At 28.9% G+C, this 14,926-nt stretch carries 13 protein-coding genes and 1 rRNA gene; all 14 read left to right on the forward strand.

Features of this window, described 5'->3' with window-relative positions:
- The first annotated feature begins 9 nt into the window (after positions 1–9).
- Positions 10–210, forward strand: a complete 201-nt coding sequence (gene rpmI / locus BN2087_RS00405; protein WP_049689927.1) for a 50S ribosomal protein L35 — start codon at positions 10–12, stop codon at positions 208–210.
- A gap of 12 nt (positions 211–222) precedes the next feature.
- The gene (gene rplT / locus BN2087_RS00410; RefSeq protein WP_049689928.1) at positions 223–576 is read left to right on the forward strand and encodes a 50S ribosomal protein L20; all 354 of its coding nucleotides are present in this window, start codon (positions 223–225) and stop codon (positions 574–576) included.
- Positions 576–1,301 carry a TrmH family RNA methyltransferase gene (locus tag BN2087_RS00415; protein ID WP_049689929.1) on the forward strand — a complete coding sequence of 242 codons (726 nt, stop codon included), beginning with the start codon at positions 576–578 and terminating at the stop codon, positions 1,299–1,301. The genes rplT and BN2087_RS00415 overlap by 1 nt, the downstream gene beginning before the upstream one ends.
- A 218-nt stretch (positions 1,302–1,519) precedes the next feature.
- The gene (gene pheS, locus BN2087_RS00420) at positions 1,520–2,542 is read left to right on the forward strand and encodes a phenylalanine--tRNA ligase subunit alpha (protein ID WP_049689930.1); all 1,023 of its coding nucleotides are present in this window, start codon (positions 1,520–1,522) and stop codon (positions 2,540–2,542) included.
- An 8-nt stretch (positions 2,543–2,550) separates the two neighbouring features.
- Positions 2,551–4,929, forward strand: a complete 2,379-nt coding sequence (gene pheT / locus BN2087_RS00425) for a phenylalanine--tRNA ligase subunit beta (RefSeq protein ID WP_049689931.1) — start codon at positions 2,551–2,553, stop codon at positions 4,927–4,929.
- 8 nt (positions 4,930–4,937) lie between these two features.
- Positions 4,938–5,462, forward strand: coding sequence for a cell division protein ZapA (locus BN2087_RS00430; protein ID WP_049689932.1), 525 nt, complete (start codon positions 4,938–4,940; stop codon positions 5,460–5,462).
- Positions 5,462–7,678, forward strand: coding sequence for a peptidase U32 family protein (locus tag BN2087_RS00435; protein ID WP_049689933.1), 2,217 nt, complete (start codon positions 5,462–5,464; stop codon positions 7,676–7,678). The genes BN2087_RS00430 and BN2087_RS00435 overlap by 1 nt, the downstream gene beginning before the upstream one ends.
- Positions 7,678–10,023, forward strand: a complete 2,346-nt coding sequence (locus BN2087_RS00440) for an endonuclease MutS2 (RefSeq protein ID WP_049689934.1) — start codon at positions 7,678–7,680, stop codon at positions 10,021–10,023. Before BN2087_RS00435 ends, BN2087_RS00440 begins: the two co-directional genes overlap by 1 nt.
- Positions 10,024–10,036: 13 nt before the next feature.
- The gene (gene argS / locus BN2087_RS00445; RefSeq protein ID WP_049689935.1) at positions 10,037–11,737 is read left to right on the forward strand and encodes an arginine--tRNA ligase; all 1,701 of its coding nucleotides are present in this window, start codon (positions 10,037–10,039) and stop codon (positions 11,735–11,737) included.
- Entirely contained in the window at positions 11,737–12,438 is a 702-nt protein-coding gene (locus BN2087_RS00450; protein WP_049689936.1) for a hypothetical protein, read from the forward strand. Before argS ends, BN2087_RS00450 begins: the two co-directional genes overlap by 1 nt.
- Before the next feature lies 1 nt (position 12,439).
- A complete protein-coding gene (locus BN2087_RS00455; protein WP_049689937.1) occupies positions 12,440–13,540 on the forward strand; it encodes a tetratricopeptide repeat protein in 1,101 nt (366 codons plus the stop codon).
- Between the two features lie 99 nt (positions 13,541–13,639).
- Positions 13,640–14,014, forward strand: coding sequence for a RidA family protein (locus BN2087_RS00460; protein WP_049689938.1), 375 nt, complete (start codon positions 13,640–13,642; stop codon positions 14,012–14,014).
- Between the two features lie 11 nt (positions 14,015–14,025).
- Positions 14,026–14,481: a redoxin domain-containing protein gene (locus tag BN2087_RS00465; RefSeq protein WP_049689939.1), complete on the forward strand. Its 456-nt coding sequence runs from the start codon at positions 14,026–14,028 to the stop codon at positions 14,479–14,481.
- Between the two features lie 368 nt (positions 14,482–14,849).
- Positions 14,850–14,926: ribosomal RNA gene (locus BN2087_RS00470) — 16S ribosomal RNA — on the forward strand; the annotation flags it as partial.

The following is a 14,926-nucleotide window of genomic DNA, read 5'->3' on the forward strand; positions in this document are numbered from 1 at the left end:
GAGGAAAATATGGCTAAAAATAAAATTAAAACAAAAAGAGCAGCTGCAAAAAGATTTAAAGTTACAGGCAGTGGAAAAATAAAAAGACATAAAGCTTACAAGGGACACCTTACAGCTAAGAAAACACCAGCAAGAAAAAGAAGATTAAGAAAATCAACTTTAGCTTCAAAAGGTGATACTAAAAACATCAAAAGATTATTAAATATCTAATAGGAGGAAATAATGGCAAGAGTTAAAAGAGCGTTAAACGCAAAAAAAAGACATAAAAAAGTTCTTAAACAAGCTAAAGGTTACTACGGTTCTAAATCATTACTTTTCAAAACTGCAAACCAAGCAGTAATGAAATCTTTACAATATGCATTTATTGGAAGAAAAAGAAGAAAAAGAGATTTCAGAAAATTATGGATTGCAAGAATAAATGCAGCAGCAAGAGCAAATGGAACAAGCTATTCAAAATTAATGGGAAATCTTAAAAAAGCAAACATTGATATCAATAGAAAAATGCTTGCTGAAATTGCTGTATCAAATCCAGAAGAATTTACAAAATTAGTAGAGATTGCTAACCAAGCAGCTTAATGATAATAAATTCAGAATCTAACGAAAAATATAAGTATTTAAATAAATTAAAAAAGAAGAAATACAGGAAAAAGTTTAATTCTTTTATAGTTGAATCAATAAAAATAGTAGAACAAATCCCAGATGATTTTGAATGTGAATTTGTTTTTGTAAATGAGGATATGAAAGATTATAAAACTAATTTCAAAAAGATAGTTTTTTCAAATAAATTATTTGATAAGCTATCTTTGCTTGAAAATCCTGAAGGCGTTTCAGCCTTACTTAAAATAAAAAAAGAAAAAGAAATTTCTTCTGATAAAATTTTACTTTTAGATCATATGCAAGATCCAGGAAATCTTGGGACAATTATAAGAAGTGCCGAGGCTTTTTCCTTTAAGGATATAATTTTAGTAAACAATTGTGTAGATTTATACAATGAAAAAACTATAAGAGCCAGCATGGGATCTATTTTTAGGTTGAATTTTTTAGAATTAAATATAGATGATTTGAAAAATTTTAAAGATTATAAATTAATTTTGGCTGATATGAATGGAAAATCGGTAGATTATTATAAATCTTGTGATAAAATAATATTAGCTATAGGAAACGAGGCTAATGGAATCAGCAAATCTTTAAGAGATCTATCAAATGATTTTGTGTCCATAAAAATGGATGGAAAAATTGAATCATTAAATGCAGCAATAGCTGCATCAATATTGATGAATAATTTTAGCCAAAGCGGATAAAAGCTATGCTATTCAAGTAAAGCAAGTGGTAGATGATGAGAGGCCATCTTGTAACGGTATAGTAATTCACCGCCTAGCTTTGATACGAATAAAGTAGTTGATACGGTAATGCGTTATAATTTTCGAGTGGATTAAAAAAAATCAAATTAGGTGGTACCGCAGATAAGTCTGTCCTTTTATAGGGCAGTTTTTTTGTACCAAAAATTAAAGGAGAAAAAATGAAAGAAAAATTAGAGGCCTTAGTTAAAGAAGCAACTGAGGCAATTGAAAAAAGTGAAGACTTAAAAGCTCTTGACGATTTAAGAGTCAAATATCTTGGTAAAAAAGGTGAAATAACTTCATTAAAGAAAAATATTTCAAAATTGCCAAACGAAGAAAAGCCAATGGCAGGAAAATTAATAAACGAAACTTCAAAAGAAGTTGAAAATAAACTTGAAGTTAGAAAAGAAGAAATCAAAAAAATTCTTCTAGATAAAAAAATAAAAGAAGAAAAAATTGATGTAACGGCAAATTTTGACCTTTATTCTAGCGGACATTTTTCAGTTATAAATCAAACCATGGCAGAGCTTGAAGAAATTTTTCAAAATATGGGTTTTGACGTTGTAGAAGGACCAGAAATTGATACAGTAAAAAATGTTTTTGATGATTTAAATTCGCCAAAAAATCACCCATCAAGGTCTCTTTCTGATACTTTTTATATAAATGAAAATACTCTTCTTCGTCCACACACATCAAGCATGCAAATTCGTGTGATGAATGAAGGAAAACTTCCAATAAAAATGGTTTCAGCTGGAAGAGTTTTTAGAAATGATGAAGTTGATGCAACTCACTCACCAATGTTTCACCAATTGGAATGTTTGGTTGTAGATGAAAATGTATCACTTGCAAATTTAAAAGCAACTCTTGAAACTTTTATAAAAGAAATGTTTGGTGACCAAATGAAAATGCGTTATCGTCCTCACCATTTCCCATTTACAGAGCCATCTCTTGAAGTTGACGTAACTTGTCCAATTTGTGGAGGCAAGGGCTGTCCTGCTTGTTCAAATACTGGTTGGTCAATGGAGCTTTTGGGTGGAGGAATGGTTCATCCAAATGTACTTGAAAATTGTGGAATAGATAGTGAAAAATATACTGGTTTTGCCTTTGGTCTTGGAGTTGATAGAATTGCCATGGTTAAGTACGGACTAGATGATATTAGATTACTATTTGATAATGATAAAAGATTTATTGAGCAATTCTAGGAGGGATTATGTTAGTACCTTTAATTTGGCAAAATGATTATATAAAATTAGATGAAGATTTAAAAACAATTACTGATAGATTATCAGAAACAGGCTCCCACGTTGAAAGTGTAAATTTTGTTTCTGATAAACTTGATGGACTTGTTGTAGGAAAAGTTTTAAAACAAGAAAAACATCCAAATGCAGACAAATTATTTGTCCTTACAATTGATGTTGGAGAAGAAATTACTATAGTAACTTCTGCAAAAAATACTAAAGAAGGTGACTATCTTATAGTAATTAGATCAGGATCAGAAATTAATGGACAAAAAATTGATGACCATGATTTTTTTGGAATTGTAAGCCAAGGCATGCTTACATCTTATAAAGAAATTGGCTATGATGATTCAGTTATTGAAAAAAAATCAAAGGATGGAGTTATAGTTTTATCTGGTGAGTTTAAACCAGGAACACCAGCAGTTGAAGTTTTATTTTCAAATACTCCAGTAATTGAATATGAAATTACTCCAAATAGACCAGATTGTCTTTCAATTATTGGAATGGCCAGAGAATCTGCTGCATCTTTTGATAAAAAAATTACCTATCCATCATTAGAATATCCAACAGTTTCTGATAAAAAAGATAATTATTTTAATGGAATTGAAATTAAATCTAAAAATTGTAAAAGATTTACAGGAAGAATCGTTAAAAATGTAAAAATTGGCGAATCTCCTCAATGGCTAAAAAATTGTTTGATGCTTGCTGGAATGAGACCTGTAAATAATGTTGTAGATATTACAAATTTTGTAATGCTTGAAACAGGACAACCTCTTCACGCCTATGATCTTGAAACTTTACATGATAGAAAAATTATTGTAAGAGATGCAAAAGATGGAGAGATAATAAAAACTCTTGATGGAGAAGAAAGAAAATTAAATGAAGAAGTTTTGGTAATTTCTGATGGAAAAGAGGCAATTGGTCTTGCAGGAATTATGGGATCAATGGATAGTGAAATTACAGAAAATACAAAAACTATTCTTCTTGAAGCTGCAAATTTTGATTCTGATAATATTAGAAAATCTTCCAAAATTTTAAATTTAAGATCTGAGGCTTCATCAAGATTTGAAAAAGAAATTTCTGTAGAAAATGCAGAATTTGCATCAAAAAGAGTTATGAAACTTATAACAGATCTTAAAATTGGAGAAGTTTTAGAAGATCATTTTGATGAAGGAATAAAAGAAAGTCCAGAAAATAAGGTAAAACTTAGAATTTCTAGATTAAATTCTTTAATTGGAAGAAAATTTTCAAAAGATGAGGCTATTTCTTATTTAAAAGCTTTGGAATTCGATGTTAAAGATATTGATGAAGATACAATTGAAGCAAATATTCCAAATTTCAGAATGGATATTTCGATTGAAGCTGATTTAATTGAAGAAGTTGCAAGGCTTTATGGAATGGGAAAAGTTGAGTCTAAACCACTTTATTCATCTTTACAAAGGGGAGAAAAAACTTCAATGAGACTTTTAAAAGATGAATTGAAAAATAATTTGTTTGGACAAAAATTCTCAGAAATTACAACCTATTCTTTTATTTCTCCAAGAGATTATGACAAATTGTTGGTTGACGAAAATTCAAAATTAAGAGATTATATAAAAATTATAAATCCTTTGGGAGAAGATTATTCTGTAATGAGAACGACTCTTCTTTCAAATATGCTTGATACTTTTTATAAAAATATTTCCAAAAAACAAGATGATTTGAGATTTTACGAAATTGGAACAGCTTTTATTAAAGATGGGGCTGACCTTCCAGAAGAAAAACAATATTTGACCATGGGTCTTTATGGGGATTATTCTTTCTATGATTTGAAAGATTTCTTTATTAAAGCTATGAAGAAAACTGGTTTTTATGGATTTAGATTTGAAACTGAAGAAAATATCAAAACTTTCCACCCAGGTAGATGTGCAAATATTTATCTTGATGGTGAAAAAATTGGTATTATGGGACAAATTTCCTATGAAGTTATGGAAGAATTTAAAATCAAAAATCCAGCCTTGGCTCTTGAAATTGATCTTTCTATGATAAAAGATAAAAAAATTGACCAAGTAAAATACAAGGCTCTTTCAAAATTCCCATCAATCCTTCGTGATTATTCATTTACTTGCGATAGAAATGTAGAAAGTCAAATGATTGAAGATATAATTATTGATAGGGCAAAAGGACTTGTTCGTAATATCGAAATATTTGATATTTATACTGGAAGTCAAATTGATGAGGGACAAAAATCAATTTCTTACAAAGTTTCCTACGGTAAAAATGATGCTACATTAAAAGATGAAGAAGTAGAAAAAATTGAAAAAGAATTTTTAGAAGATTTAAGTAAGGAAAATATAAACTTGCGTAGTTAGGAGTTAAAGTGGCAGATAATAAAATTGTTGTTAATATTGCTGGCATGGACTACACTTTGATAAGTGACCAAGACGAAAATCAAATTGAACAAATAGCAGCTTATGTCGACAAAAAAATAAAAGAAATCGACAACGACAAGCTAAGTCGTGAAAATCAATTGGTTTTGGCATCTTTAAATATTGCTGATGAAATGTATAAACTTTTAATTAAGCATAAAGATTTAAGAAAAAAAGCCGAAGAGCCTATTGAAAATTATCCAAAAATAAAAGAAGCCTATGAAAATTTAGAAGAAGAAAATCAAAATATTAAAGATGATTTTGAAAAATCTAAGAAAGATTTTATGGAATCAATGAAAAAAATTGACAATCTAAATTCTACGATAAATAGGCTTAATGCAGAAATTGATAAGAAAAATAAAATAAATAAATCCAAAGATGAAAATCTTCAAAAACTTAGGGAGAATTTACTATCTTTGCAAGAAGAAAATTTAGACCTTCAAAAAGAAAATGAAGATTTGAAAAGAGATTTATAATGAGAGATGTTGAAATATTAGCTCCTGTTGGGAAAATGTCCATGCTTTATGCTGGACTTTCTGCAGGGGCTTGCAGTTTTTATTTGGCACTTGATGATTTTGGGGCAAGGGCCTACGCCAAAAATTTTTCTTTGGAAAACATTGAAGAAGTAATTGATTATGTGCATTTATTTGATAAGAAAGTTTTTATAACCATAAATACCCTTATAAAAGATGAAGAAATTGACAAGGCTATTTTTTATATTGAGAAACTTTTTGAATACGGGGCAGATGCAATTTTAATCCAAGATATTGGCCTATATTCATTGGTAAAAAATATAAATAAAAATGCAAAGCACAAATTAGAATTTCACGCTTCAACCCAGATGGCAATAAAAGATTATGAGGGGGCCCTTACAGCAAAAAAGCTTGGCTTTGACAGGGTAGTTGTTGCAAGAGAAAGTGAAATTTCTGAAATCGAAAAAATTTGTAAACTAGATATTGATACAGAAGTTTTTGTTCACGGATCTCTTTGCGTATCTTTTTCTGGAGAATGTTTGATGTCATCATATCTTGGAAAAAGATCTGCAAACAGGGGCAGGTGTGCAGGAATTTGTAGAAAAAAATATCAGCTTATTAATGATGGGAAAGTTTTGGGAGAAGATTACTATCTTTCAATGAAAGATTTATCAACCATAGATTTTACCGATGATTTGATAAAAGCTGGGGTCGATTCCTTAAAAATTGAAGGACGTATGAAAACTGATGAGTACGTTTATAACACTGTCAAAAATTATAGGCAAAAGTTAGAGAAAAACTTTTATGATAAGGACCAATTGAGAGATATTTCAAATAGGTCTTACACAAAAGGCTTTATTTTTGGACAAAAATCTTCATATCTTGCCCTTGAAAATGAAAATAAACACAGAGAAATTGGCGAGGTTTATGAAAAAAATGGCAAGAGATTTTTCAAATCAAATTCAAATTTGATAAAAGAGTCAATCCTTCAAGTTACAACCGAAAAAAATAGAAAACTTCCATTGACTTTGACAGAAGATTTGAAAAAAAATCAAGAATTGGAATTAAAAGATTTCAAAGATGCAAAAATAGGTTCTAAAATTTATCTTCTTTCTTCAAAAATCCTAAAAGAAAACCTAGACCAAGGCCTAAATTCTTACAAAAATTTACCATTGGATATTAAATTTGAAGCAAAAATTGGACAAAAGCCAAAAATTACTCTCAAATATAAAGATACAAAAATTTCCTGTGAGGGTGAAAATTTAGTAGAAGAAGGAAAAAATATTTCTTTAGAAAAAGAGAATATAAAAGAAAACCTTACAAAGCTTGGAAATACAATTTATGAGGCAGGTAAGGTTGAAATTGATATAGATTCAAATATATTTTTGAGAAAAAAAGATATAAATTCCATAAGAAGAAGGGCTGTTGAAGTTTTAAATAAAAAAAGACTAGCCTTTTACAAAAATAAACCAGTAAAAATCAAAAAAAGAAAATTAAAAGATAAAAAGAATTTCAAAAGAGAAAAAAACATTGAACTTTTGTCAAATGACGTTGATATTTCCTTATTAAAAGATTTTGACAATATTTATTTGAGAAAATACGACAAAAAGTTTGATGGTCTAAATATTTTCTATATTATGGATGCTGATCAAAAATATGGCCTTGATTTTATTTCCTTTGTGAAAGAAAAAAATTTTAAGGGAGTAGTTTTTAATAATTACAAAGACTTTGTCTTAAAAGATGAACTTATAAATAATGGATTTGAAATTAGGATTGGTAGATACTTAAATGTTTTTAATTCCTATGCTTTTGATTTTTATAGTGATTTTTCTTCAATGATTTCATCTTCGGTTGAAAATTCTTTTGAAAATATAAACAAAAATTCAAGAATATATCCCACAGAAATTTTGGCTTATGGACCAATTGAACTTATGAATATGCGCCATTGTCCATTTTCTGCCATAAAAAAATGTGGACTTAAGGGATGCGAGTCCTGTAAATTTTCTGATTCTAAAATAAAAGATGAAGAGGGAAATATTTTTGACATCAAAAGAAGGGACGGACTTTCTCGAATTTATTCAAATGAAATAGCTAACATTGACCTTAAAAAAATTGAAAAATCAGTGTCTTTATTGTATCTTGTAAGAGATAATGAAGATATAAAAAATATAAGAAAAAATAAGATTAACAATCTTGGATATGACAGGGGTGTTATTTAATGCAGGAAAAAACCTTAGAAGTTTTAGAGTTTGGAAAAATTTTGGAAAAACTTAAAACTTATGCAAGAAGTGAACTTGTTAAAAAAGAAATTTCAAAAATAAAACCTAAAAATAATATAAAAGAAATAAAAGATGAACTTGATAAAACCAAGGCCATGGAAGAGGTCATTGTAGAAAATGGAAATATAGATATTTTTGGCCTCTATGATTTAAAAGAAATTATTGGCTATGTAAGAAAAAAAGGAATACTAGAACCCTTTGAGCTTTTAAAAGTTTTAGACCTACTTAGGGTTAGCAATTATTTGAAAGAATATGGGGAAAATCTTGAAAATCCTTACATAAAAGATTTGTTTGATAGGATTTCAGTAAATGATTTTATAAAAGATGAAATCGAAAGGTCAATTATTTCAGAAGATGAAATAGCAGATAATGCTTCTTCAAATTTAAGGTCAATTAGGAAAAAAATGGGCAAAAAAGAGGCTGAAATTAAAAATAAATTGTCCTATTATATTTCATCTCCAAAATTTGACGAATCTCTCCAAGATAAGGTTGTTTCAATTAGGGACGGAAGATATGTTCTTCCAGTAAAAACAAATAAAAAAGCAGTTTTAAATGGAATAATCCATGACAGGTCCCAATCTGGAAATACACTTTTTATTGAACCAAATGCAATTGTCGAATTAAACAATGACCTTTCAAATTTACAAATAGAAGAAAGCGATGAGATTAGAAAAATTTTGGATAGGCTTTCAAGATTTGTTGAAGGATTTGACCAAGAAATTTTAGAAAATCAAAAATTAATTCAAAGAATAGATTTTTTACAAGCAAAAGTAAAATATTTTTTGGCTCACGAATACACCATGCCAAAGCTTACAGATAAAAAAATTATAAATTTAAAGGCAGCCCGCCATCCACTTTTAAAAGGAAAAGTTGTTCCGATAGATGTAAAAATTGGAGATGGCTACAAGACTTTAATAATTACAGGACCAAATACAGGAGGAAAAACTGTATCACTTAAAACTGTGGGTCTTGTTTCTATGATGGCCCAAGCAGGATTTTATATTCCATGTGATGAAGATAGTTTGGTAAATGTTTTTGACGATATATTTTTGGATATTGGCGATACCCAATCAATTGAAATGAGCCTTTCAACTTTTTCGGCATCTCTTACAAATATTGTAAAAATAACAGAAAATGTCAGCGAAAATTCCTTGGTTTTACTAGATGAGGTTGGAAGTGGTACAGATCCAACAGAAGGAGCTGCCCTTGCAATTTCCATTTTGGAATTTTTGAAAAATAAAAATGTAATGACTTTTGCAACAACCCATTATTCAGAGCTAAAATATTATGCTTTGGAAAAAGAAGGAGTAATGAATGCAAGCGTAGAATTTGACCTTGAAACTCTATCGCCAACTTTCAAATTAATTATTGGAACACCTGGAAAATCAAATGCTTTTGAAATTTCAAAAAGACTTGGCTTAAATAAAGAAATATTAGCAAATGCCAAATCTATTCTTTCTGAAGATAATAAAAATTTCAATACTATCCTTGAAGAGCTTGACCAAAATAAAAAAGAAATGGAAATGAAAAATCAAGAGATAGAAGATTATAAGAAAAAAATAAAAAGAGCAAGAAATGATCTTTTGGCTTTGTCAGAAAAAATTAAAAAAGAAGAAAAAGAAATAATTGAAAAGGCAGAAGAAAAGGCAAATAAAATTTTGGAAGAAGCAAATACGGCAAGTCAAGAAATGCTAAAAATTGCAAAAAAAACAAAAAATGCCAATATTTCTGATATAGATAGGTCCTTAAATGATATTAGAAATAAATACAAATCTTCAAAAATCGACAAGGAAGATGAAATAATAAAAGAAAAAAGAAGTAAAAATGCACCAGATACTTTAAAGGTTGGAGATACAGTTATAATTGCGGGCTTAAATGAAAAGGCTCAAGTAATTGAAAATCCCGATGAAAAGGGTAATATAAAAGTACAAATGGGTATTTTGAAAATGGATTCTAATATTAAAAATGTTACAAAAGTTAAGTCAAAAAATAAGACTAAAGAAAATACTAACAGAATTTATAAGGCAAAAAAAGCCATGCACATTTCACCAACTCTTGATTTGAGAGGTCAAAGATATGATGAGGCTTTGAGAAATTTTGATAAATACCTAGATGATGCTATGCTCTCAGGCCTTGACCAAGCAAAAATTATCCACGGCAAGGGAACTGGTGCTTTGAGAAATGGTATAAATGATTATTTAAAAAATAATAAGATGATCGACTCCTATAGACCTGGAAATGAAAAAGAGGGTGGATATGGAGTTACAATTGTAAAATTCAAATAATATTGGAGGAAATATGAAAGATTTTAAAGAAGTTATAGCTAAAAAGCTAGAAGAACAAGACTTAGGCTTGGATTATGAAAAAATTTATGATTTAATTGAAATTCCACCTCAAGAAAACATGGGAGATTTTGCTTTTCCATGCTTTACACTAGCAAAAACTATGAGAAAAAATCCTAAACTTATTGCAGAAGAAATAGCAAAGAGTTTAGAAATTGAAGGTGTAGAAAAAATAGAAAATGAAAATGCCTATGTAAACTTCTTTTTAGATAGACAAAAAGTTACAAATGACGTTATCAATGAAGTTTTAGAAAAAGAAGATGACTATGGAAAAAGTGATATGGGTAAGGGAATCAATGAACTTGTTGAGTTCTCATCTGTAAATATAGCAAAGCCTTTCCACATTGGTCACATTAGATCAACTGTTATTGGTGATGTTATCAGAAACATTTACGAATACCTTGGATATAATGTTACAGCTTCAAACTATATAGGAGATTATGGTACACAATTTGGTGTAATGATTGCAGCTTATAAACTTTGGGGAGACAAAGAAGCAATCGACAAAGACCCTATCAACGAACTTTTAAATTTATATGTAAGATATACAAAAGAAGCTGAAGATAACGAAGAATACCAAGAAAAAGCAAGAGAAGAATTCAAAAATCTTGAAGATGGCGAAGAAGAAGCTATGAGACTATGGCAATGGTTTAAAGACTTATCTTTGAGAGAATTTGATAAAGTTTATGGAATGCTTGATATTAAATATGATAACTACCACGGAGAAAGCTACCATTCAAAATGGATGCCAGCTGCTCTTGAAGAATTAAAAGAAAAAAATCTTTTGGTAGAATCTGATGGAGCTTATATAGTAGACTTAAGTCAATTCAATTTACCACCTTCAATGCTAATAAAATCAAACGGATCTTCAGCTTATATCACAAGAGACGTTGCTACAGCACTTTATAGACATAGAACTTACGGACTAGACAAAAACATCTACGTTGTAGGAAGTCAACAAAAATTACATTTCCAACAATTAAAGAAGATTTTATATCTAATGGGACACGAAGATGTAAGTGATGAAATTTTACACGTACAATTTGGTATGGTTTCACTAAAAGACCAAGTTCTTTCAACAAGAAGAGGACACGTTGTTTTCTTGGAAGATGTTTTAAATAAAACAATTGAAAAAACATATTCAATTATGAAAGATAGAGACAACCAAATTGAAGACTTAGACGAAGCTGCAAAAATTGTAGGAATTGGTGCAGTTAAATTCCAAGAATTATACAACTCAAGAATCAAAGACTATGTTTTTGACTGGGATGAATTATTAAACTTCGAAGGTGAAACAGGTCCATACGTACACTACACATATGCAAGAGCTAAATCAGTTTTAAGAAAAGCTGGAAAAGAAGAAATTGGACAAATGACATTTGAAAAATTAAATTCAGATGAAGAATATAGCTTGATTAAATCTTTAGAAAGTTTCCAAGATGCAGTAATCCTTGCTAAAGATAGACTAGAACCATCAGTAATTGCAAGAAAAGTAATGGAAATTGCTCAAAAATTCAATAAATTTTACAACTCTACACAAATATTAGTAGATGATGAAAAATTAAAAGAAGAAAGACTTGCCCTAACTAAAGCCACTTCAATTGTAATTAAAAATGGTTTAGGAATACTAGGAATCAAAACAGTGGAACAAATGTAATGAATGAAAGAATTATAGATTTTTTAGAATGTTCTAAATACGCGTTTTCAGAAAGTGTAAAAAAAATAAAAAAATCCTATATTCTTTTCATATCTTTGATAGTTAGGTCTATATTTGAAGGCATGAAGGGTTTATCAATTTTAAACTCTTCTTACCTAGCATCATTAATAAATTATCTAATAGAAATTTTGATTTTATGTTTTGTAGCTCAAGCTTTAAGATCAATTGTTCTTTACAATAATACGGGAAAAAAATCTATAGAAAATTCCATATCGAATTTTTTCTATCTAATAATGTCTGCTATGTTTTCAATTTATATAGTTGAACTAATATTTGACAATTTGCTTGGTGGACTTAATCCAACAATTGCATATACATTAAAAATCCTATTTAAATTTTTCACATCGGCTGTGATAGAACTTGTCTATATAGATAGTGTTTATGGATTTACCATACTTATAGATTCATTTAATTTTGTAAAAAATAATTTATTTATATGGGGAATTTATGCTCTTATATATACCTTGGTAGAAGCATTTTTAATAAATAAAATTGTCTTAAATACCTTGGTTTTTGGAAATGAATTTATATTTGTAATGCTATTAGCAGTTTGGGAAACATCATTCCTATTATTTAAAGGACACTTATATAAGATTTTATCAAAACATTCCTACGGACAAAGAAAATTCATGAGAGGATAAAATGGCAAAAATAGACCAATATTTTTTGAATTTTACAGACAAACTTGGATATATAGACCTAAAAAAGGAATCATCATACGATTTATTAAACAAAACTCCCCTAGCTTTATACACAGAAGACTTATCAGAAAATGTAATAAGCGGAGAATTTGAAAACAAAATAAATCTAGATATAATTTTGGATGGATTAATAATGAACCTTGCCATTGACAAGGACTTCAGATACAAAGATACTTATATAAAAATTATAGAAAATTATATAAAAAATATAGGAGCTTATACAAGCCAAAAAGCCCTAAAAAATTTGGATAAAAAAAATGACAAAGCCCTTCTTCTTTTAAGAGGAGGCTATATTATAAATCCATTCGATAAATATAACGCCTATAATTATGCTAGAATTTTGTGGCCAAAGGCCTACGAAGATACAGAATATAAGGATGAATTTATCAAAGAAGCCCTTAGGATTTTACAAGATATAATAAGCCAAGACGAAGATTTTCCACTTTCATATTATGAATTAGGAAATATATATGCAAACCTTGGAGAATATATAAAAGCAAGATCATATTATGAAAACGCCCTTCAAAGAACAAAAGATATAGAGGCTCAAGATGAAATAAGAGATAAAATCAAAATGATTTTTGATAATGCAGAAATTGAAGAAGGACTATATTATATTGGAAAAGGAAACTACGATAAAGCAATACAAATTCTAACAAGACTTTTATCGAAAACAAAAAGAGCAGACGCCTATTATTACTTGGGAGTAGCCTATCAAAACATAGGACAATACGAAAATTCAAACCTAGCCTTTGAAAATTCTCTAGAAAAAGGCGGCGAATTTAGAGAACTTTATAATGATTATTCAATAAGTCTATACGCTTCAGAAAAACCAACTGAAGCAATAGGAATAATAAATCAAGGCCTAAAAAAATATCCAGAAAATCCAAGAATGATATACAATAGATTACAAATAAATTTATCATTAAATAACATCAACAAGGCAAAAGAAGATATAGAAAATCTAGAAAGCTATGATGATTTAAGCGATGAAATTACAAGAAATCTACAAATAATAAAAAATCAATTTAACATAAATTAATCTCAAATTAAATTTTGAGATTTTTTTTTATTTCAGTTGAATAAAAATAGAAAAAAAGTATGTTTATAATATAATAACGTTTACTTTAAGGAGGAAATTATGAAAATAATAGAAACAAAAAATGCACCAGGTGCAGTAGGAGCATATTCACAAGGAATAGTATCAAACGGATTTGTATATTCATCAGGACAACTACCATTAGTACCAGAAACAGGTGAATTAATTTCAGATGACGTTAAAAAAGCAACAAGACAATCATTAGAAAATGTAAAAGCAATAATAGAAGCAGGCGGATCTTCATTAGAAAAAATCGTAAAAGTAAATATTTTCTTAGATGACGTAAATGACTTTGCTGCAGTAAATGAAGCTTATGCAGAATTTTTCGGAGACCATAAACCAGCAAGAAGCTGTGTAGAAGTAGGAAAACTTCCAAAAAATGGTCTATTAGAAATAGAAGCAATTGCAGAATTATAATTGGAGAATAAATGTCAATAATAAAAAAAGGTGAAAAAGCACCATTATTTAATATAAAAGATCAAAATGCAGAAGATGTAAATTTAGAAAATTATAGAGGAAAGAAAGTTATACTTTCATCCCATCCACTAGCATTCACATCAGTATGTGCAGATCAAATGAGATCTTTAGAAAGAAATTTCGATAGAATTCAAGAAAAGGGAGAAACTGTAGTAATAGGATTATCAATAGATCCACAACCATCAAAAAAAGCATGGGCTGCAGTGTTAAATATCGATAATGTAAAATTTGCATCAGACTTTTTCCCATTAGGAGAAGTAGCAAAAGCTTACGGAATTTTCAACGAAGAAAATTCAGCAAGCAAAAGAGCAAATATAATTATAGATGAAGAGGGAATTGTTAAGTGGTCAAAAGAATATCCACAAGCACAATTACCATATATAGAAGAAGTAATAGAAAATTTATAAAAATATTTGACAAAAGAAAAAAATAATAATATACTAATATAGCTGTTTAAGACAGCTATATTTTTTTTAACTCGTTCAAGTCAAAGTTGAAAGAAGATTGAGAAAAAAGATTCAAAAAACTTTCAAAAAAAACTTGACAATAAAAATGAACGAGATATAATATAAAAGTCGACACCAGAAAAGCAGTCGAGAAAAGTAAATAAAAAGAAAAATATTTACAAAAAAACTTGACAAGCAATAAAAAAGGTGGTAGACTTTAATAGTCAGCAACAGCTGACACATGAACCTTTAAAAACAAATAAATAATACTACAAAGTTAATTACTTTGAGTAAACCAAACGAAAAATGACAATAGTCAAGATCAAACTTTAAATGAGAGTTTGATCCTGGCTCAGGATAAACGCTGGCGGCGTGCATAACACATGCAAGTCGAACGATGAAACTT

This window comes from Anaerococcus jeddahensis (assembly GCF_001182725.1).
Classification (GTDB): Bacteria; Bacillota; Clostridia; order Tissierellales; family Peptoniphilaceae; genus Anaerococcus; species Anaerococcus jeddahensis.